The organism is Acidimicrobiales bacterium (assembly GCA_040219085.1).
Classification (GTDB): Bacteria; Actinomycetota; Acidimicrobiia; order Acidimicrobiales; family JAVJTC01; genus JAVJTC01.
The window spans coordinates 68731-88967 of sequence record JAVJTC010000017.1; the positions used below are offsets into that span (position 1 = coordinate 68731).

Sequence of the window (20237 nt, forward strand, 5' to 3'; positions counted from 1 at the left end):
AGCGGCCGGCACCCAGTTATGAGTGGGTTTTGATCTTGACAATGTCTAGACTAGGCCCGGTCATGGACACACTCCTCGAGAGACTCCGAGCACGAGGCATCCGCCTCACAGCGCAGCGCCGCGTCGTCGCCCAGGTTCTCGAAGGCGACAACGTCCACCTCACCGCCGACGAGATCCACGACCGGGCCCGGCTCGAGCTCCCCGAGATCAGCCGCGCCACCGTCTACAACTCGCTGCACGACTTCGTGAATCTCGGCGAGGTCGGTGAGGTCAACCACGGTCGGGCGGTGCGCTTCGATCCAAACGCGCACGTCCGCCACCACCACTTCATCTGCGACGACTGCGACCGGGTCTTCGACGTGGGCGTCGACGGGGCGGACCGACTCTCGGTCGCAGGCCTCGACGGCACGTCGTTCGATCCCGCCACCGTCGAGATGATCTTCAGCGGAACGTGTGGTCGCAGCGACTGCAGCGCCGCCCGCGCGGACGCACCCGCCTGACAGCTGCGCACCGTGTGGCGCACCGCACCACGCCGTTCTTCGAAAGTTTCCTTGTTTGGAGTTTGTCCAAACTGACAGCACTGCTAGATTCCCAACCAACGAACCGTCCCAGGAGGACATGATGAGCAATCTTTCGGGCACCAAGACCCACCAGAATCTGAAGGACGCCTTCGCCGGCGAATCACAGGCGAACCGCCGCTACCTCTGGATGGCCAAGAAGGCCGACGTCGAGGGCTACCCCGAGATCGCCGGCAACTTCCGCGAGACCGCCGAGGGCGAGACCGGCCACGCGCACGGCCACCTCGACTACCTCGCATCGGTCGGCGACCCGGCCACCGACGCCCCCATCGGCGACACCATGGACAACCTCGCCTCGGCCGTCGCAGGCGAGACCCACGAGTACACCGACATGTACCCGGGCATGGCCAAGTCCGCCCGCGACGAGGGCTTCGACGAGATCGCCGACTGGTTCGAGACGTTGGCCAAGGCCGAGAAGGCCCACGCCGGACGCTTCCAGGGCCTGCTCGACAGCATCTCCTGACCGCCCGCCGCCTCCCTGGGCGGCACCACGAACGTAGGAGACATCCGTGAGCGGATCCGAAGGACCAGTCCCGTACGCCCCCACCGCAGGGCTGACGTACGACCCGGCCGACGGCGTCTACTGGGACGCCGATGCACTGGCCGGCGAGATCGACCGGACCTTCGAGATCTGCCACGGATGTCGCCTCTGCTTCAAGTTCTGCGACTCGTTCCCGTCGCTGTTCCGTTTCATCGACGAGAACCACGACGGCGACGTCCGTGCCGTCACGGCGGCCGAGACCGACCAGGTGATGGACGAGTGCTTCCAGTGCAAGCTCTGCGAGATCAACTGCCCCTACACGGTGCGTGACCAGCACGAGTACCAACTGGACTTTCCCAAGCTCGTCCACCGGTACAAGGCGATCCGCACCCGCGAGGACGGAGTCTCGGTACGCGACAAGTTCCTCGGTGACCCGGACCGCACCGGGGCCATGGCACGCGCATCGCTCGGCTCCGCCAACGTCTTGAACTCGCGGTCCAAGATCCACCGTAAGTTCCTCGAGAAGACCCTCGGGATCGATCACCGCAAACAGCTCCCCGAGTTCGCGAAGCAGACATTCGAGAAGTGGGCGATCGACCAGGGCCTCGTCTACGACGACCCGACCGAGGGCGAAGCCGTCCTCTTCCAGACCTGCTATGTCCAACACAACGAACCCGAGGTCGGCCACGACACCGTCTCGGTCCTGAAGCAGAGCCAGGTCGAGATCACCTGCGAAAAGGGCCTGAAGTGCTGCGGCATGCCCGCATGGGAGTCCGGCGACCTCGACACGATGCGCGAGAAGGCATCGGTCAACCTCGCCAAGCTGCTCCCCCACGTCCGGGCCGGCAAGAAGGTCCTGGCGATCAACCCGACCTGTTCGATGATGTTGCGCCAGGAGTATCCGACGCTCGTGGCCGACTCCGACCGCGCCGCCGCTGCGGAGGTGGCCGCGGCCACCATGGACCCGAGCGAGTTCCTGTGGTCGATCCGCGACGAGGACCGGTTCAACACGGACTTCAGGTCATCGCCCGGCGACACCGTGAGCTACCACGCACCGTGCCACCTGCGGGCGCAGGCCGTCGGCCTCAAGGGCCGGGACCTGATCCGGAAGATCCCCGGGGTCACACCCCGACCGACGATCGAATGCTGCGGCCACGACGGCACGTACGCGATGAAGGTCGAAGGTTTCGAGACCTCCGTGCGGATCGGCCGCAAGGCCTTCGACGGCATGAAGTCGCACGACGCCGAGGTCTGGGCGACGGACTGCCCCCTGGCCGCCATCCAGTTCGACCAGCACGCCGGCCGCAAGCCCATGCACCCCATGTCGGTGCTCGCCCGGGCCTACGAGCCCGACGGATTCCCCAACCCGGTGCCCGGCGACGACTGAACCCGGGCTGTGGGAGAGAGCCGGGGGGCACACACCACACACGACCCCTGACCCACGAGGAGACAACGATGTCCCACCTGGTCCAACGATCCGACATCATCGACTACCAGACGTACGGCGACACCCGCGACGAGACACGCAAGATCGCGATGGCGGCGAAGAAGCCCCGACGCGTCCACCTCGGCGCGTACCTGACGATGCTCTTCGAGAACCGCGCCACGCTCACGTACCAGATCCAGGAGATCATGCGGGCCGAGCGGATCGCCCGAGAGACCGACATCCAGACCGAGATCGACACGTACAACGACATGCTGGGCGGGCCGGGCGACCTCGGATGTGTCCTTCTCGTCGAGATCGACGACGTCGACGAGCGCGCCGTGAAGCTCCGCGAGTGGCTGGGTCTCCAGGAGCACATCTACGCCCAGATGGCCGACGGTTCCAGGGTGTACGCGACCTTCGACCCCTCGCAGGTGGGCGAAGACCGGATATCGGCCGTCCAGTACCTCAAGTTCCACGTCGGCCAGGAGGCTCCGGTCGGTTTCGGCACGGACTTCGACGCTCTGCGCGAGGAGATGCTCCTCTCTGACGATCAGCGTGCAGCCCTGCGCGCCGATCTCGACGCCACCCACGCAGGCTGAGGCCACGGACCCTGGCGGACCTCAGGCGCCGGGCACGACCGCCGGCTCGACCGGGCGGGCAGCGTCAGCCGACGCGGTCAGCCCGGCCGCGTAGCCCATCGTCATTCCCGGACCGAGAGTGGATCCTGCCCCCGCGTATCCCGGGCCCATCGGCTGGGCCGTCGTATTACCCACAGCGAACAGGCCGGGAATGGGATCGTCGAACGCGTCCAGGGCGCGCGCGTCGGGGTCGGTCACGATCCCGCCCTTGGTACCGATGACACCGGAGACGACCTCGATCGCGTAGTACGGCGCCTCCGTCAGTGGGCCGAGGGCGGGGCGCTCGGCCCGATCGTCACCCCAGTACCGGTCGTAGGCACTGGCGCCCCGGTGGAAGTCCGGGTCGGCCCCTTCGACGGCGTGCTGGTTGAACCGCTCGACGGTCGCATCGAGTCCGTCGGGGTCGACGCCGATCTTCGTCGCGAGCTCGGCCAGCGAGAGCGCATCGGTGAGCCACTCGGGGGTGGCATGACCGGCCCGATGGGCGAGGAAGCCGTACTCACGCAGGTGTGCGTGGTCGAAGATCAGCCACGCCGGAAGGTTGGCGTACGTGTAGGTTCCGGGGTCGAAGGTGTGGAACGCCTTCGTCATGTCGTTGTAGTTGTGCGCTTCGTTGACGAAACGCCGGCCGGCCCGGTTGACGATGATCGACCCGGGCCCGGTGCGCTCGAAACGCAGGAGCGTGCTCGTCGGGGCCCCGTCGGTCTCGTCGCCGGGGATGACGACCATCGGACCCCACCACGCCTCGTTGAGGTTGCCGAGCTTGGAGCCCACCTTGGCGGCCATCCGGATGCCGTCGCCCGTGTTGTGCGGCGGCGAACAACTCCCCTGGATCGGCCCGGGCAGATAGCTCTGGGCCATCTCGGCGGACCACTCGAACCCGCCACAGGCGAGAACGACACCGCCGGCTGCCGCGATCGTGGAGCTGTCGCCGACGACACCGGTGACCCCGGCTCCGTCGCCGGCCAGACGCCGGACCCCGTAGCCGGTCACGAGGGTGACCCCCGCGTCGGCGCAGGCCTTCACCAGCGGTGCCACCAGGGCACGGCCACGGGCGACGACACCGGTTTCGGCCCGCTCGGCGAGTTCCTCCCACGGGAAGCGGGTGAAGATCCGCCACTCCTCGTACTCACGCATGGTGAACGGGGGTCGATGATCGGGGCGGAGACTCTCGAAGAGGTCGCCGAGCTTCTCGGACGCGTGGTACGGCGAGGGCTCGAGGGACCGGCCACCCCCATGGGAGCCGGGCCACTCCGGGTGGTAGTCGGGGAAGTTCTCGAGCGTCTCGAACCGGAGATCGCTCTCGGTCTCGACGAACGCCTGCATCTCGGTGCCTCGGTCGACGAGGGTCTCGAGCACCCCGACCGGCGTGCGGTCGTCGCAGATCGCGCCGAGGTAGGCGAGGGCGTCGTCGCGTGTGTCGGCGATCCCCAACTCGGTCATGCACCGGTTCATCGGGATCCAGATCATGCCGCCCGACACGGCCGACGTTCCGCCGAGGAAGTCGGCCTTCTCGAGCACGACGACCGTCGCACCGTTCTTCGCGGCCGCCAGCGCTGCCGTCAGCCCGGGGGCCCCGGATCCCACGACGACGACGTCGTACGCGTCGCCCAACTCACCCGACCAGACCTTCGCTGCACCCATCTTCGTTCCCCCTGTGTGGTCGGTCCGGATCATAGAAGCCCTGTCTCGTGGTGGTTCAGCTGGGGCCGCGATCGACGACGCAGAGCGATACATCGCCGGTGGAGTCGATCGGACTCGACAGCCGGTAGGGCACCATGGCGCCACACACCGGGTCGTACAGTGCACCGAGATGCTCCCGGTGCTGGTCGTGTTCGCCCTTGTCTCCGGCGTCTCGTTTCTGTTCTATGGATTCGAGATCTTGTTCACAGCTCGCGGACGGGACGAGTTCGAACGGTACGGAATGCCGGGGGTTCGGCGCCTCGTCGGGTCGGCGCAGCTCCTCGGCGGCGCAGGTGTGCTGCTCGGGCTGGGCTACGCGCCGCTGGGCGCGGCGGCAGCCGCAGGGCTCGCCGTGATGATGCTCCTCGGCCTGATCGTTCGTCTCAGGATCCACGACGGTCCACGCCTGATGGTGCCCGCTGCTTCGCTTGGCGCGGTGAACGCGCTACTGACCGGGCTCTTCCTGATTCGCTGATCAGTCGGCGGGGCTGAGCACTGCGGCCGTCGCCGACAACGAAAAGACGCAGATCGCCGGGAGGGCCCGCTTGATGGGGTCCTTCACCTTGACGTGCATGCCGATCGCCCCCAGCATCAGTGCGGCCAGGCCGGCCGACGCCGGTTGCGACAACCGTGGCACCCGCAGGCCCACCAGCATCATGGTCGCAAGACCGACCTTCGTCGCGCCGACTGCGTACATCGTCCTTTCAGACATCCCGTACTCGGCGAACTCCTCTTTCATGTTGGTCGCGTCGCCGCCGCGGTAGCCGGTGTCCTTGTTGAAGCGGAGGAACCAGACGTTGAGGATCCAGAGTGCAGCCGCAGTCTGAGCGAGCCTTCCGATGACATTCATGAGATCAGGTCCTTCCACGCGACGCCGAGGGTCAGCGGGCTGCGCCCAGTATCCCGCCCCCCGCGTCGATCGAGGCGTCGCCAGCTGCGCTGTTGGTCAGGAAGTGGCGGCGGGTGAGATCCAGCTGCGTCGTCCTGCGGCCCTGTCATCGAAGTCGACGATGGGCCACCCACGGTCGGCGGCGATCCGGCGAAGCTCCGCATCGGGCCGCACCACCACCGCCTCGCCGACCGCCTCGAGCACCGGGAGATCCGAGATCGAGTCGGCGTAAGCCGCCGCCGTGTCGAGGTCGACCGCGCCCAGGGCATCGGCGAGGCGGACGAGCTTGCCGGCGCCATAACAGAAGGCGCCGTCGATCTCGCCGGTGTAGAGACCATCCGCCGTCGCGGCCACGGTGCCGACCCCGCGCTGCACCCCGAGGCGGCGCGCCACCGCCGACACGAGCTCCTGGGGCGACGCCGACAGGACCACACAGAAGTCACCCGCGGCGAGATGCCGGTCGATGAGAAGGCGCAGACCGACCCGGGCACCGTCGACCACCTCGTCGGCCACTTCGAGGGCGACCTCTTCGACGAGGCGTCGCTCGATGCCCTCGGCGCCGGCGAGCAGTTCACGGCGGACACGGTCCACGAGCGCGTCGGTGCTACCGGACCGGCGGAACACGACGTTGCGACCCATCCCCTTGAGCAACTGCGCCCCGGACACCAGGCCGCGGGACCGCATGGCCCGGGCGAAGGGCACGAGGGTCGAGCCCGGGTAGATCGTCCGGTCGAGATCGAACAGGGCCAGCCGTCCCGCACCGGGGTCGACGACGGCGGCAGATCCGCCGGTGGGCGCGGCGCTGAGGCCGTCGGAGCGGCGTGTCATGACCAGTAGCCCCAGTCGGAGCGGCGGACGCGTTCGTTCATCAGGCCCGAGTACAACAGACCGCACCTAAAGAGAGAGTGAAGCGTCTTGCGAACCCGTCCACGTTCGAGGCGGCGATGATCGAAGGCATGAACAGCCAGGGCCTCGAGGTAACCCACCGTCCAGCCACCTCCCCTGATCCGCCAGACGACCTCGGAGTCCTCGTTGCACCTGAGCTCGAGGTCGAAGCCGCCCGCGTCAGCCAGTGCCTCGGTCCGCACGACCATGTTCGAACCCGACGCCGCTGGCAGACCAAGTTGGGTGAGTAGCGCCGAACCGCGGGTGAACAGCCGGTAGTAGGCCGCATGGTCGCCGGTGGACAGCTTGGCCCCGCACACGACCCCATCGTGTGGACCCACCGGGTGGGCGGCGAGCACGTCGAAGTAGTCCGGAGCAAAGGCGACATCGATGTCGGTGCAGACCACCCAAGGGGTCGTCGCCGCGTCAGCGCCGATCTGGCGGGCCTCGGCGATGTGGGCCCGCTCCCTCAGCACCGTCGCGGACGGGCGGATCCGCTCGATGAGATCCGGCGTGTCGTCGTCGCTCGCGTCGACGACGACGAGCGCGACGTCGGTGGGGAGCGAAGTCAGGAAGCGACCGACGTTGGCCGCCTCGTTGCGGGTCGGGACGACCACGGTCACGTCGCGCACGGCGATGCCGGCTACACGGTGGCGGGTGGCCGGGGCGACGACCGAATCGCTCATGCGGCCCGCCGGACGCTCCGCGTGAGACCGACGACCGATTCGTAGTGGCCGATCAGCTGGTCTCCGACCACCTCCCACGTCCGATGGGCCACCGATGCCTGTGCCCGTCGCGCCATCGCCGACCGTTCGACGGTGTCCGCCAGCAGGGTCTCGACCGCGCCGGCCATCATCTTCGGCTCGTCGTGGGGGTAGAGAAAACCGGTGCGGCCGTGCGCGACGAGGTCCACCGGTCCACCCGACGCAGGTGCCACCACCGGAACGCCGCTCGCGAGTGCCTCCTGGATGGACTGGCAGAAGGTCTCGTCAGCACCGGCGTGGACGAAGACGTCGAGTGACGCGAACGCCCGGGAGAGGTCGCCACCGGAGAGGTGGCCGGTGAAGACGGCGCCGGGTAGCTGGCGCCGGAGTTGCCTGCGGATCGGCCCGTCTCCCGCGATCACGACTCTGACGCCGTCGAGATCGAGGAGCGGCGCCAGGAGGTGCAGCCGCTTCTCCGGAGCCAGCCGACCGACGGAACCGACGAGGAAGTCGCGACCTGCCAGGACGCGTCGGCGCCACTCGTCGTCGCGGAAACCGGGGTCGAACCGGCGGTGGTCCACCCCGCGGCCCCAGATCCGGACGCGGTCGATGCCATGGCGGCGCAGTTCCCATGCGGCGTGGGTCGACGGGGCGAGCGTGAGATCGCACGAACCGTGCACGCGACCGAGCCAGGTCCACGCGGCCCGTCCGAGGAACCCGAGGTGGTAATGGGTGGCGAATCCGGCCACGTCCGTCTGGTACACCCCCACGCGGGGAACTCCCATCCGACGCGCAACGGTGGCCGCCCTCGCTCCCAGGACGAGCGGCGCGGCCAGATGCACGACGTCGGGCCGGAACCGCTCGATGATCTGTTCGAGACGGGCCTCCGTGGCCATCCCCACCGACAGCGATCTGTAGAAGGGGACCTCGATCGCGGGTATCCGTTCCACCGGCGTGTCGTCGACGCTGCTCGGACCGGGCGCGGGAGCGACGACGAGCGGGTCGTGGCCCCGTCGGCGGAGGTGCTCGATCACTCGCAGGACCGAGTTCGTCACGCCGTTGCGAGCCGGAAGGAACGTCTCTGCCACGATCAGGACCCGCATCACCGGCGACGGTAGGCACGCCCGGTGAACCGACCGTTCACCTCTGCGAAACGGGAGACGAACCTCCCGTGACCGCTGGAATCGTCGGAGCACTCAAGTACCTCCCCTCCCGGGCCGATCTTGTCCAGTGGCACAGGTGGACGATCGCCCGTGCCGGCAGGGATCGATGTGGACCCGGGTCCGGGTCGGAGGACGAAATGACGCCACCGCGTCGTGGTCCGGTCAGAGCTGCGCCCGCACGAGGGCTCGCTCGCCGCGCGCTCGCAGCCGTACTGTGCGCCGGGATCCTCGTGTCGTCGGTGTCGACGGTGGCAGCTGTGACCACGGCCGACACCCAGAACTCGGCTCCCACCGTGGATCTGACGCTCCTCGCCGCCCTCGACCGCCTCGAGGTGACCGGAAAATGGTTCTTCATCTCGGGGCTCGATGCACGCGCTGCGGTGATCGAGGCGTCGTCGGCGGCCTACGACGAAGCCAGAACGGCGCTGGTGGCCGCGTCGATCCGCGACGCCGCTCTCGAAGCCGGCATCGACCAGCACCAGCAGGCACTGGAGGTCGCGCTCGTGCAACAGGCGGGGCTGTGGCGTGATCACGGCAGTGCCGTCGAGCTCCTCGATGTCCGACGTGACGACCGCGCGGCGCTGGTGGCGACACGCAAGGCCGCCGGCGACGAGCTCGCGGCTGTCCTCGACGCCCGTACCCAGTTGGCCGTCGAGGCCTACGTCGGCGGCCGCCAACGCAGCGTGGCCGAGGCGCTGATGCCCGAGGCCGGCGGTGCCGTACCGGCGTCGCGGATCGGTATCGAACTCGGCCAGGCGGCGTCGGAGGAGCTGCAGTGGCTGGATGATTCGTGGCGGGCCTGGATCGGCGAACTCGACGACGACCTGGTGGCACTCGACCGCCAGATCCTCGGTCTCGAGGAGCGTCGCGACGACCTCGCGACGGCGATCACCGCCGTGGAGGCGGTGGTGGCCACCGAACGCGACACCCTCAGCGCTCTTCGCGCGGCGCGCAGGGCGCTTACCCGGGCGATACCGGATCTGGTCGAAGACGCCGCAACGCTGCACCGTCGCTCGTGGATCGGCGACACGTCCATGACGCCGGTCGTGCTCGACGCCTACCTGGGGGCCGCGGAATGGGCCGGTGAGGAGAGGCCCGGCTGTGACCTCGACTGGACCGTCCTCGCCGGGATCGGTCTCATCGAATCGAACCACGCGGTCGGAACCCGTGGACCCGTCCACGACGACGGACGGACCGTGGCGCGCATTCTGGGCGTGGTCCTCGACGGCGAGACGCCGGACACGCAGGTGGTCGTCGACACCGACGGCGGCGCGCTGGACGGCAACCCCGAGTTCGACCGGGCGGTGGGTCCGATGCAGTTCCTGCCGGGGACGTGGCGGGGGTTCGCCCGTGACGGCAACGGTGACGGCGTCATCGACCCCCACAACGTGTACGACGCGACCGTCGCGGCGGCCGCCTACCTCTGCGAAGGCCACCACCTTGGCTCCGCGGTGGGCCTGCGTGGCGCCCTTCTCTCGTACAACAACGCCGACCGCTACGTGCGGGCGGTGACGACGGCCATGGACGAGTACGTGCTGATGAACCTTCCGGCCGGTGACGTCGCGCACGTCCTGCTCACCGGAGGCGCGGACCCGAACTCCTCCTGAGAACCGGCGGGCGGGCCGGGCGCCGGCGGGCGCTGTCACTACCCGTCTCTACGGTGACGCGATGACCGTCGTCGACGCGAGACCAGGGGCAACGAGTTTCGAACCACGCCTGTTCGAACCGACCGCGCACGTCGCGGTCCCCCCGGTCCGCGACGAGGTCCTCGCCGGCTTCCACCCGGCCGTGCGGATCTGGTTCGAGCGGACGTTCCCACACGGGCCGACGTCCCCGCAGGCTGAAGCCTGGCCCGCCATCGCCGCCCGCCACGACACGCTGGTCGCCGCGCCCACCGGCTCGGGCAAGACCCTGTCGGCCTTCCTGGTGGCGATCGACAGGCTGTACCGGGTCCACGACGCCGGCGGTGACGTGTCACGCCGGACGAGCGTGGTCTACGTCTCACCGCTCAAGGCGCTCGCGGTGGACATCGCCGAGAACCTGAGCGCGCCTCTGGCCGGGATCGCATCGGTCGCGGCGGAACTGGGCCTCCCCGCACCGGACCTGCGCATCGGGGTGCGCTCCGGCGACACCACCGCCTCGGCACGCGCGTCGATGCTGCGCCGTCCTCCCGCCTTCGTCGTGACGACACCCGAGTCGCTCTATCTGATGGTCACGGCCGAGAAGAGCCGGGCCGCACTCGCCACCACGGACACGGTGATCGTGGACGAGATCCACACGATGGCGCGCGACAAACGCGGCGCCCACCTCTCGCTGACGCTCGAACGGCTGGACCATGTGACCGGGACACCGTGCCAACGGATCGGCCTGTCGGCGACACAGAAGCCCCTCGAAGTCGTCGCCCGGCTCCTGGTCGGGGCCGGCCGCTGCGGACCCGGTGGCGCCATCGCCTGCCATGTCGTGGACGAAGGGCATGAGCGGGACCTGGACCTGGAACTGGAGGTGCCCGACGACGACCTCGGGGCGCTCGCGTCGAACGAACAGACGGGACGGATGCTCGACCGCATCGCGGAACTCGTCACCGGGCACCGCACGACTCTCGTCTTCGTCAACACGCGACGAATGGCCGAGCGGGTCGCCCACCAGTTGGCGGAGCGGCTCGGTGAAGATGCCGTGTGCGCCCACCACGGGTCGCTCTCCAAGGACCGGCGCGCAACCGTCGAGAAGCGGCTGCGTGCCGGGGACCTTCGGGCTCTCGTCGCAACCGCCTCCCTCGAGTTGGGGATCGACGTCGGCCCGGTCGAGTTGGTCTGCCAGATCGGTTCACCCCGGTCGATCGCCACGTTCCTGCAGCGGGTCGGCCGGTCGGGTCACACCCGTTGGGGAACCCCGAAGGGCCGGCTGTTCCCCATGACCCGGGACGAGCTCGTGGAGTGCACCGCCGTGCTGCGTGCCGTGCGGGGCGGCCGGCTCGACACCCTGCGCCCGCCGGTGGCGCCCCTCGACGTACTCGCCCAGCAGATCGTCGCCGAGTCGGCATGTGAGCGTTGGGTCGTCGGGGACCTCTACGCGCTGTTCAAGCGGGCGGCTCCGTACGAGAACCTGGAGCCGGCCGCGTGGGACGAGGCCGTCCGTTTCGTGTCCGAGGGCGTGACTACCGGACGCGGCCCGCGGGGACGGTGGGTCCATCACGACACGATCAATGGCGAGCTCGCCGGTCGGCGCGGCGCCCGGCTCGTCGCGCTGCGCTCCGGTGGAGCCATCCCCGACGTCGCCGACTACCGGGTCGTGGCCGAGCCCGACGACACGTTCATCGGCACGGTGAACGAGGACTGGGCGATCGAGTCCATGGCCGGGGACATCTTCCTGCTCGGCACCCACTCCTGGCGTATCCGGCGCGTGGAGGCGGGAGTCGTGCGGGTCATGGACGCGGCCGGAGCACCGCCGACCGTGCCGTTCTGGGTCGGCGAGGCCCCGGCGCGCACGGCCGAGTTGAGCGCGGAGGTCAGCGAGGTCCGCCGCCTCGTGGAGCACGATCTCCGCTCAGGGGGCACCGCGGCGGCCCGGGCCCGGTTGTGCGCCGAGTGCGGCGTCGGCGAGTCCGCCGCGGCCATGGTGGTCGCACACCTGGAGGCATCCCTCGAGATCCTCGGTGCGCTGCCGACGCTGGAGCGTCTGGTCCTGGAGAGGTTCTTCGACGAGTCCGGCGGGATGCAACTCGTGGTCCACAGCCCACGGGGGGCACGACTCAACCGGGCGCTCGGGCTCGCGCTCCGCAAGAAGTTCTGTGCCACGTTCGACTTCGAACTCCAGGCGGCGGCGAGCGACGACGCCGTCGTCCTCTCGCTCGGCCCCCAGCACAGCTTCCCGCTGGCGGACGTACCCCGGTTCCTCAACTCGCGCACGGCGGGCGACGTCCTGCGCCAGGCTGTGCTGGTCCCACCCTCGCCGATGCTGACCACTCGCTGGCGCTGGAACCTCAACAGGGCGCTCGTGGTGCTGCGCCATCGGGGATCGGGACGAAACCCGCCCGCTCTGCAGCGCATGCAGGCCGACGACGTCATGGCGGCCGTCTTCCCCGGGGTGGCGGCGTGCCAGGAGAACGTCTCGGGCCCCGTCGAGGTGCCCGACCACCTGCTCGTCAACGAGACCATGCACGACACGCTCCACGACGCCATGGACCTCGACGGGCTGGTGGAACTCATCGGTCGACTCGAGGACCGCACGATCGAGGTCGTCTACCGGGACACACCCGAGCCGTCCCCGCTCGCCCACGAGATCCTCCTCGGAAAGCCCTTCACCTTCCTCGACGACGCCCCCGCCGAGGAGCGCCGCACGCGCGCTGTGCCGCTGAGCCGGAGCCTGCCGGTGTCCCCGGCCGAACGCGGCAAGCCGAGCGTCGAGGCGATCGACCGGATCCGCTCGGATGCCGACCCGGACCCCAGAACCGCGGACGAGCTCCATGACCTGCTCACCTCGACGGTCACGTGGCCGCCGACCGGGCGCTGGCAGCCGCTGTTCGAAGACCTGAGATCCCGGTCACGGGCACAGACGGTCTCCACACCCGACGGCGTGGTCTGGGTGGCCGCCGAGCGCGTGGAGGGGGTCCTGGCGGGTCTGCGGGAACCCGACCGCGACGAGACCGTCGTGGACCGCGTCGGCGGACACCTCGCCCTGTGTGGACCGGTCACCATCGCGCAACTGGCGCGCCGAACCGGTCTCGCCCAGTCGACGGTCGCGATCGGCCTCGCCGCGCTCGAGGCCCGCGGAGGCGCTGTCCAGGGCCGATTCGATCCCGTCCTGGAAGGCCCGCAGTGGTGTGACCGACGGTTGCTGGAACGGATCCATGCCGAGTCCCGGCGACGACGCCGGCGTTCGGTGGAGCCCGCCTCGACGCGTGACTTCATGCGCTTCGTGCTCGACTGGCATCACCTCACTCCCGGGCACCGGTTGCGGGGACGCCCCGGTCTGATGGTCGCGCTCGAACAGCTCCAGGGGTTCCACGCACCCATCGGTGCCTGGGAATCGTCGGTTCTGGCCTCTCGCGTCGCCGGGTTCGCCCCCAGCCTCGTCGACGACGTGACTGTCGGCGGTGAGTTGGTGTGGGGGCGGTTCGACTTCCGCGCGAGGCCCCGGGGTGCTGCGGCCACCCGGGCCACGCCGGTGACGGTGGCGCTGCGGGGCGACGCCGGATGGATTCTGCGGGCCACACGCGGTGACGCCTGCCCCGAAGAGCCCGACGAGGGAGCCACCGCCGAGGTACTCGAGGTCATGGCGCGCCGGGGAGCGTCCTTCGTCGACGACCTCGCTGCGGAGACCGGCCGGCTCGTGACCGACGTGGAGCGCGCCTTGTGGGACGCGTTGGCCCGCGGCCTCGTGACGGCCGACTCGTTCGCAGCGGCCCGGGAACTCGTGGACCGCCGGCGACGACGCCGGCGGGCATCCAGCGCCCGCCCCCACCAGAGCCTCCGACGGGGCGCGTCCGCTCGCAGCCGCCCGGGCGGACGGTGGTCACTACTCCCCGAACCCCTCACCGACGCCCCGGCGGACGCGCTCGCCGAGGCGGTCGCCGAGCAACTCCTGGACCGTTGGGGCGTGGTGGCACGAGCCCTCTACGACGTGGAGTCGTGGACGGTGCCGTGGCGCGACGTGTTGTGGGCGCTGCGACGTCTCGAAGACCGGGGCACGGCGCACGGCGGACGCTTCGTGTCGGGCTTCAGCGGAGAACAGTTCGCTCGGCCCGATGCCGTCGACAGGTTGAACAGCGTGCGGCGGCGCCCGCTCGACGGGACGGCTGTCACGGTCAGCGCGTCGGATCCCGTGAATCTCACCGCCGTCGTCACCCCCGAGCCACGCATCGCGTCGGTCGAGCGGACCATGATCACGTTCGTGGACGGCATCGCTGAGGCAAAGGAGGCCCGGTGACGCGAGACTGACCCTCCCATGGACGAGAGCCCCCCGAGACGACGCACGACCCGCTCCGGCAACGAGGCGTTCGATCCCGGTCCCGTCACGGTCGGCATCGACATCGGCACCACATCGGTGAAGGCCGTCGCCTGCAACGCCGAGGGGACACCGGTGCGGCGGATCCGTTTACCCCATGAACTGCGCATTCCGTCGGCGAACCGCCTCGAACACGACGCCGATTCAGCCTGGCGTCGCCGGGTTCTCGCCGCCCTCGACGACGTTGGATCGGACCTCGACGTGCGCGGCGTCTGCGTCGCAGCGATGGTGCCGAGCGCGTGTGCGGTCGATCACGTCGGCGCCGCGCTCGCCCCGGCCCTGCTCTACGGCGACGAACGTGGACGCGCCGAAGCGGGCAAGTCACCGATCGACAGCGGCGAGTTCGCCGGCTTCGTCGCCGACCTCGCATCGCGCCATCCCGATGCGGCCGGGTTCTGGCCGGCCCAGGCCGTCGCCAACCACGCCTTGTCGGGCCGCGCCGTCATCGACACGGCCACGGCACTCACCACCATGCCGCTCTTCGACGGGACCGGTTGGAACGACGACGCCTGTGCGTCCGCGGGGATCGAAGCCCGGCGTCTGCCCGCCCTGGTGCCGGGAACCGAGCCGGCGGGCGTCGTACACCCCGAGCTGGTCGGCGGTGCGCAGGTGCCGCTGTCGGGCGGGGCGATCGACGGCTTCGCGGAGTTGCTGGTCAGCGCCGCGGAGGAGCCCGGCGAGGTGATCGTCGTCGTCGGAGCCACGCTGCTCACCTGGGCGGTCCAGCCGGGCTGGGTCGAAGTGCCGTCGCTATGGACCATCCCCCACGTCAGAGCCGACCGCTGCCTGGTCGGAGGACCCAGCTCGGCAGGTGGCCTGTTCCACGATCGGGTACGCAACCTCCTCGGCATCGCTGCGGGTGAGGAGCGGGCACAGCGCGGCATGCGCGCACACCTGCCCGTGTGGCTCCCCTACATCCGCGGTGAGCGGACACCGCTGCACGACGCGTCGCTGCGGGCCTCGCTGCACGGACTCGACCTGACCCACGGGCCGGCCGAGGTCCTGCGGGCCGCGCACGAGGCCACCGGATTCGCAATCCGCCACCATCTCGACCTCGCGGGCGTGACGCCGACCCGCATCGTGATCTCCGGCGGCGGGGCTGACGACTCCGGTCTGGTGCGCGCCATCGCCGATGCCGTCGGCGTACCCGTCGCCATCCCGCATCATCGCAACGGCGCCGCCCGGGGGGCCGCGTTCATCGCCCGGGTGACCGCCGGCCTGGAAGCCAGGCCCGAAGATGCCGTCCGTTGGGCCGGCGTGACCCGCGAGGTGGAACCGAACCCCCGGTGGACGTCGTCGACCGCCGAACGATACGGCGTCTACCGGTCGCTGATCCCGGACCGGTAGTTCCGGACGATCGCCGTCACGTCGAGGCGCCCGTCGCCGCGCTCGGCGGCGGCGCTCATCAACCGGTCCGCGAGTTCGGTGAGGGGCATGTCGGCCCCCGTGTCCGCCCCGCCGGCCAGACAGATGCCGAGGTCCTTGCGCATCCAGTCGACGGCGAAGCCGAAGTCGAACTCGTCGCGGATCATCGTCGGACCGCGGTTGGAGAGATACCACGACCCGGCCGCGCCCTTCGTCACGACGCCCAGGACGCGCTCCATGTCGAGGCCGGCGCGCTCGCCGAAGGCGATCGCCTCCGCGGCACCGACGAGTGCCCCTGCGCAGAGGATCTGATTGACCATCTTGGTGAGCTGGCCCGATCCCGTCGGACCGATCAGGGCGATCGTTGCGCCGTAGGCGGCCATGACCGGTTCTGCGGAAGCGAAGTGGTCCTCGTCGCCGCCGGCCATGATCGCGAGGGTGCCTGCCTCCGCACCCGCCTGGCCGCCCGATATCGGCGCGTCGAGCACGCCGACGCCGGCCTCCCCGCTGGCGGCCGCCAGTTCTCGAGCGAGGTTCGCCGACGCGGTGGTGTGATCGACGAGAACGGTGCCCGCAGCCATCGACGAAAGCGCACCGTCGGGCCCTCCGGTGACGGCGCGGACATCGTCGTCGCCACCCACGCAGATGAACACGAAGTCGGCTCCGGCCGCCGCCTCCGCCGGTGTGGCGGCGCGGCTACCCCCGTGTTCGTCGACCCACCGTCTCGCGACCTCGGTCGTCCGGTTGAAGACGGTCACGTCGTGCCCGGCTGCGGCGAGGTGCCCCGCCATCGGATAGCCCATGTTTCCGAGGCCGATGAAGGTGCATGTGGTCGGCGTCGTCACTACGGAGATCCTCTCAACGGTCGGCGGTGCCGGCCCCGCCGACGCCGACGACGCTGAAGCCGCGCCGTACGAGCGGTTCGGGGTCGAGCAGATTGCGGGTGTCCACCAGGACCCGGCGGTTCACGACCGCCGCGATCCGGTCGAGGTCGAGACGGGTGAAATCGTCCCACTCGGTGAGAACGACGACGACGTCAGCGCCCTCGCACGCCGCGTACGCGTCGGCCACCACGGTGATCCGTTCGTCGTCGACCGCGGCGATGGCCGGATCGTAAGCCCGGATGGAGGCCCCGGCCTCGGCCAACAGGTCGAGGACGGCGAGCGCGGGCGAATCGCGCAGGTCGTTGGTGCCGGCTTTGAAGGCGAGACCGAGTGCGCCGACCTTCACGCCCGAGAGGTCCCCGCCCACCGCGTCTCGGACCTTGTCGGCCATCACGGCGAACTGGTGCTCGTTGACCGTGACCGCCTCACGCAGCAACGTGAAGTCATGTCCGACCTCTTCCGCGGCGTGGACGAGAGCCCGGACGTCCTTGGGGAGACAGGACCCGCCCCAGCCCGGTCCCGGCGAAAGATGGGTACGTCCGATGCGCGGGTCGTGACCGATGCCGCGGGCGACATCGCCGATGTCGGCACCGACGAGTTCGCACAGGTTGGCGATCTCGTTGATGTACGAGAGCTTCAGCGCCAGGAAGGCGTTGGCTGCGTACTTGGTCAGCTCGGCGGACACGTGATCCGTGAGAACCACCGGGGCGGTCACACGGCGGAAGAGGGTGGCCACCCGGTCCGCCACCTGCGGTTCGTCTGCGCCGATGACGATGCGATCCGGTTCGAGGAAGTCCCGCACGGCGAGTCCCTCGCGCAGGAACTCCGGCGTGGACACGACGTGCACGTCGGTACGGCCGAGGTTCTCACGCACCCGTCGTCCCGTCCCGACCGGGACCGTGGACTTGATCATCACGACGGTGCCCGGCCTCAGGGCGGGGCCGATCTCGGCGGTGACCGCGTCGAGGGCGGAGAGGTCCGCCGCGCCGCTGTCGGACATGGGCGTCGAGACGCACAGGCAGACGAAGTCGGCATCGGTGACCGCACCGGCGGAGCCGACCACGAAGCGGAGCCTCTGAGCTGCTAGCCCTTCGCGTACGAGGTGATCGAGGCGATCCTCGCGGATGTGGATGTCACCGCGGCTGAGACGGGCCACCCTCTCCGCATCGATGTCCGCACACACGACGTCGTGACCCAGGTGGGCGAAACAGGCGCCGGACGTCAGTCCGACGTAGCCGGCGCCGATGACGGCGATCTTCTCTCCCATCCGGGTGACCCTAGACGCCTTGGCTGGACGTGCCACGCCTGCGCATCTGCGCGCTACGAGACCGTTGTACAGCGCTTCACCGGTTGAGCGATGATGGTCACGCTCATCAACAATCGACAGGGGGCCCGATGACGGCAACGGAGTGGAGCGACCCGGGCGCCGATGGCGCGCCCGGCACCGTGGACACGGCCGGCGACGGTGAGGCTGACCCGGTCGAGCACCGCTCCTTTTGTCGATTCTGCCCCGCGGTCTGCGGCGTCATCGTGACCACGCGCGCAGACCGGGTCGAGAAGGTCCGCGCCGACCCGGATCACCCCGTTTCGCGGGGATACACATGCCCCAAGGGCCGTGCGCTCGGGACCTGGCACCACCACCCCCGCCGGCTCGACAGCCCCGAGATCGGCCGCGGAGAGGACAGAAGGGCCGCAGACTGGGACGAGTGTCTCGGCGACCTCGCTGCGCGTCTGCGTTCGGTCATCGCCGAACACGGCCCGTCCGCGGTCGGCGTCTACCAGGGCACCGGAGCGGCCTTCGACGGCCTCGGTCGACGCATCGGCGACCGCTTCCTGCGGGCGATCGGCTCGCCGCAGCGGTACTCCTCGGTGACCATCGACACGCCGGCGTGGCCGCTGGTCGCCGACAGGATGGGCGGCTTCAGGGGACTCGTCCCGGCCCTCGACCACGATCAGGCCGGACTCACGATCGCAATCGGAACGAATCCGGTTGTCAGCCACGGCCACACGACGGGCATCTCGGACCCCGTCGTGCGACTCCGGGCGCTCGCGACCGATCCCCGGGAACTGTGGGTCATCGACCCGAGGCGGACCGAGACGGCGCGCCTGGCCACCCGTCATCTCCAGATCCGCCCCGGCACCGACCACGTACTTTTTGCCTGGCTCGTACGCGAACTGCTCGGACCCGACGGTGGTGTCGACATCGAATACTGCGAGAACCACACGACCGGGATCGAGGAACTCGCGAACTCCGTCGCGCGATACGACCTCGACCTGACCACCGCGCTCACCGGCCTCGACCGCGACGCGCTGACCGACCTCCTCGCCGCGATCCGTCGCCATGGGCGCTGCGCCGTGCTGACCGGCACGGGGACGACGATGACAGCGACGGCGAACGCGGCAATGTGGCTGATCTGGGCACTCCAGGCCATCACCGGTTCGTGGGAGCGGCCCGGCGGGATGTGGTTCCAGCCGGGCGCCCTGAAGTCCTTCGATCAACGCGACATCCCGGCCACACCCGACGATGTCCCCCCCGTCCCCGGACCGGCCAGCCGACCCGACGTACCCGGGCACTTCGACGAGTACCCGTCGGGGGCGATGCTCGACGAGATCGCCAGCGGAAACCTGCGGGCGCTACTGGTGCTGGGAGGCAACCCGCTGACTGCGTTCCCAGACACCCCGGAGCTCGCGAAGGCGATGGGCGACCTCGAGGTACTTGCGGTCGCGGACGTCGTGGAGACCGAGACGACGGCTCTCGCCACGCACGTCCTGCCGGTCGCCGGGCAACTCGAACGGGCCGATGTCCCCGACTTCGTGGACCAGTGGTCACCGGTCGTCGCCTCCCAGTACACCGCCGCGGTCGTTCCGCCCGGTGCCGACCGACGGCCGATGTGGTGGGCGTTCGCCCGACTGGGCGAGTTGATGGACGTGAAGGCGCTTCCCGGCGACCTCACGTCGGAGACGGCCAGCGACGACGCCCTCCTCGACCACTACTGCGGCCACGGACGGTTCGACATGGAATCGCTGCGGGCCGCCCAGACGGCGGTGGTCGCCGAGGGCCCCGTTCACGGCTGGGTACGCGAGCGGGTCCTACCGGGTGGGCGCTGGCGTCTGGCCCCTCAGATCCTCGTGGACGATCTCGAACGGGTCGCGGCCGCCGAGGAGTTCGACCACCCGCGCCTCGAGCTCGTACCGCGGCGTCTCATGAAGGTCCTGAACTCCCAGCTCCGCTTCGCCCGCGCCGCGGGCGCTCCCGAGGACCCGTTCGTACTCGTGAACCCGCTCGACGCCGAGCGTGCCGGCGTGACCGACGGCCAGAGCGTCGTCGTCGCGACCGAGCACGGCTCCACTACCGGCGTCGCCAAGGTGAGCGAGGAGATCCGGGCGGGGGCGGTGTCGGTCCCCCACGGCTGGTCCGAACCGGGGGTCGGTCACCTCACCACCGGGCGCGGTGACACCGACCCGGTGACGGGGATGGTGCGTCAGGGTGGGCTGGCGGTCACGCTGCGGCCTCTCGACCCTGTCGGCGGCTGACACT

Annotated in this window: 16 protein-coding genes; 9 read left to right on the forward strand and 7 right to left on the reverse strand. The window is 69.8% G+C overall.

Annotated elements, in window-relative coordinates:
• Window positions 1-62: 62 nt before the first annotated feature.
• From RIE08_06915 to RIE08_06930, 4 genes are all read left to right on the forward strand, one after another.
• Entirely contained in the window at window positions 63-500 is a 438-nt protein-coding gene (locus RIE08_06915) for a Fur family transcriptional regulator (protein ID MEQ8717326.1), read from the forward strand.
• Between the two features lie 121 nt (window positions 501-621).
• Entirely contained in the window at window positions 622-1041 is a 420-nt protein-coding gene (locus RIE08_06920) for a rubrerythrin family protein (GenBank protein MEQ8717327.1), read from the forward strand.
• 46 nt (window positions 1042-1087) lie between these two features.
• Complete coding sequence (locus RIE08_06925; protein MEQ8717328.1) at window positions 1088-2446, forward strand: heterodisulfide reductase-related iron-sulfur binding cluster; 1359 nt, start codon at window positions 1088-1090, stop codon at window positions 2444-2446.
• Between the two features lie 68 nt (window positions 2447-2514).
• Complete coding sequence (locus RIE08_06930) at window positions 2515-3084, forward strand: DUF3501 family protein (GenBank protein MEQ8717329.1); 570 nt, start codon at window positions 2515-2517, stop codon at window positions 3082-3084.
• Between the two features lie 21 nt (window positions 3085-3105).
• On the opposite strand, the gene RIE08_06935 is transcribed toward RIE08_06930, so the two are convergent.
• Window positions 3106-4767, reverse strand: coding sequence for an FAD-dependent oxidoreductase (locus RIE08_06935; protein ID MEQ8717330.1), 1662 nt, complete (start codon window positions 4765-4767; stop codon window positions 3106-3108).
• 169 nt (window positions 4768-4936) lie between these two features.
• On the opposite strand from RIE08_06935, the gene RIE08_06940 reads away from it, so the two are divergent.
• Entirely contained in the window at window positions 4937-5281 is a 345-nt protein-coding gene (locus RIE08_06940) for a DoxX family protein (protein ID MEQ8717331.1), read from the forward strand.
• On the opposite strand, the gene RIE08_06945 is transcribed toward RIE08_06940, so the two are convergent.
• From RIE08_06945 to RIE08_06960, 4 genes are all read right to left on the reverse strand, one after another.
• The gene (locus tag RIE08_06945) at window positions 5282-5656 is read right to left on the reverse strand and encodes a DoxX family protein (GenBank protein MEQ8717332.1); all 375 of its coding nucleotides are present in this window, start codon (window positions 5654-5656) and stop codon (window positions 5282-5284) included.
• A 96-nt stretch (window positions 5657-5752) separates the two neighbouring features.
• A complete protein-coding gene (locus tag RIE08_06950; GenBank protein ID MEQ8717333.1) occupies window positions 5753-6523 on the reverse strand; it encodes an HAD-IB family hydrolase in 771 nt (256 codons plus the stop codon).
• Window positions 6520-7266 carry a glycosyltransferase gene (locus tag RIE08_06955; protein MEQ8717334.1) on the reverse strand — a complete coding sequence of 249 codons (747 nt, stop codon included), beginning with the start codon at window positions 7264-7266 and terminating at the stop codon, window positions 6520-6522. Before RIE08_06955 ends, RIE08_06950 begins: the two co-directional genes overlap by 4 nt.
• The gene (locus RIE08_06960) at window positions 7263-8387 is read right to left on the reverse strand and encodes a glycosyltransferase family 1 protein (protein ID MEQ8717335.1); all 1125 of its coding nucleotides are present in this window, start codon (window positions 8385-8387) and stop codon (window positions 7263-7265) included. The genes RIE08_06955 and RIE08_06960 overlap by 4 nt, the downstream gene beginning before the upstream one ends.
• 197 nt (window positions 8388-8584) lie before the next feature.
• Here RIE08_06960 and RIE08_06965 point away from each other — a divergent pair, with 197 nt between their 5' ends.
• From RIE08_06965 to RIE08_06975, 3 genes are all read left to right on the forward strand, one after another.
• Window positions 8585-10054 (forward strand): lytic transglycosylase domain-containing protein, encoded by a 1470-nt coding sequence (locus tag RIE08_06965; GenBank protein MEQ8717336.1) that lies wholly within the window; start codon window positions 8585-8587, stop codon window positions 10052-10054.
• A gap of 61 nt (window positions 10055-10115) precedes the next feature.
• The gene (locus RIE08_06970) at window positions 10116-14372 is read left to right on the forward strand and encodes a DEAD/DEAH box helicase (protein ID MEQ8717337.1); all 4257 of its coding nucleotides are present in this window, start codon (window positions 10116-10118) and stop codon (window positions 14370-14372) included.
• An 18-nt stretch (window positions 14373-14390) separates the two neighbouring features.
• On the forward strand, window positions 14391-15797 hold the full coding sequence (locus tag RIE08_06975; GenBank protein ID MEQ8717338.1) for an FGGY-family carbohydrate kinase: 1407 nt from the start codon (window positions 14391-14393) through the stop codon (window positions 15795-15797).
• Here the strand turns inward: RIE08_06975 and RIE08_06980 are convergent.
• Together RIE08_06980 and RIE08_06985 are read right to left on the reverse strand one after the other, a co-directional pair.
• Window positions 15770-16660 carry an NAD(P)-dependent oxidoreductase gene (locus RIE08_06980; protein ID MEQ8717339.1) on the reverse strand — a complete coding sequence of 297 codons (891 nt, stop codon included), beginning with the start codon at window positions 16658-16660 and terminating at the stop codon, window positions 15770-15772. The two genes, RIE08_06975 and RIE08_06980, sit on opposite strands and share 28 nt — an antisense overlap.
• A gap of 13 nt (window positions 16661-16673) precedes the next feature.
• Window positions 16674-17966, reverse strand: a complete 1293-nt coding sequence (locus RIE08_06985) for a UDP-glucose/GDP-mannose dehydrogenase family protein (GenBank protein MEQ8717340.1) — start codon at window positions 17964-17966, stop codon at window positions 16674-16676.
• 128 nt (window positions 17967-18094) lie between these two features.
• Here RIE08_06985 and RIE08_06990 point away from each other — a divergent pair, with 128 nt between their 5' ends.
• On the forward strand, window positions 18095-20233 hold the full coding sequence (locus RIE08_06990) for a molybdopterin-dependent oxidoreductase (protein ID MEQ8717341.1): 2139 nt from the start codon (window positions 18095-18097) through the stop codon (window positions 20231-20233).
• Window positions 20234-20237 lie beyond the last annotated feature (4 nt).

What these genes read in the sequence shown, in the direction of transcription:
- RIE08_06945 (MEQ8717332.1), bottom strand. Translation starts at nt 5,656, where the DNA reads ATGAATGTCATCGGAAGGCTCGCTCAGACTGCGGCTGCACTCTGGATC.
- RIE08_06960 (MEQ8717335.1), bottom strand. Translation starts at nt 8,387, where the DNA reads ATGCGGGTCCTGATCGTGGCAGAGACGTTCCTTCCGGCTCGCAACGGC.
- RIE08_06920 (MEQ8717327.1), top strand. Translation starts at nt 622, where the DNA reads ATGAGCAATCTTTCGGGCACCAAGACCCACCAGAATCTGAAGGACGCC.
- RIE08_06975 (MEQ8717338.1), top strand. Translation starts at nt 14,391, where the DNA reads ATGGACGAGAGCCCCCCGAGACGACGCACGACCCGCTCCGGCAACGAG.
- RIE08_06985 (MEQ8717340.1), bottom strand. Translation starts at nt 17,966, where the DNA reads ATGGGAGAGAAGATCGCCGTCATCGGCGCCGGCTACGTCGGACTGACG.
- RIE08_06915 (MEQ8717326.1), top strand. Translation starts at nt 63, where the DNA reads ATGGACACACTCCTCGAGAGACTCCGAGCACGAGGCATCCGCCTCACA.
- RIE08_06990 (MEQ8717341.1), top strand. Translation starts at nt 18,095, where the DNA reads ATGACGGCAACGGAGTGGAGCGACCCGGGCGCCGATGGCGCGCCCGGC.
- RIE08_06930 (MEQ8717329.1), top strand. Translation starts at nt 2,515, where the DNA reads ATGTCCCACCTGGTCCAACGATCCGACATCATCGACTACCAGACGTAC.
- RIE08_06965 (MEQ8717336.1), top strand. Translation starts at nt 8,585, where the DNA reads ATGACGCCACCGCGTCGTGGTCCGGTCAGAGCTGCGCCCGCACGAGGG.
- RIE08_06935 (MEQ8717330.1), bottom strand. Translation starts at nt 4,767, where the DNA reads ATGGGTGCAGCGAAGGTCTGGTCGGGTGAGTTGGGCGACGCGTACGAC.
- RIE08_06955 (MEQ8717334.1), bottom strand. Translation starts at nt 7,266, where the DNA reads ATGAGCGATTCGGTCGTCGCCCCGGCCACCCGCCACCGTGTAGCCGGC.
- RIE08_06970 (MEQ8717337.1), top strand. Translation starts at nt 10,116, where the DNA reads ATGACCGTCGTCGACGCGAGACCAGGGGCAACGAGTTTCGAACCACGC.
- RIE08_06950 (MEQ8717333.1), bottom strand. Translation starts at nt 6,523, where the DNA reads ATGACACGCCGCTCCGACGGCCTCAGCGCCGCGCCCACCGGCGGATCT.
- RIE08_06940 (MEQ8717331.1), top strand. Translation starts at nt 4,937, where the DNA reads ATGCTCCCGGTGCTGGTCGTGTTCGCCCTTGTCTCCGGCGTCTCGTTT.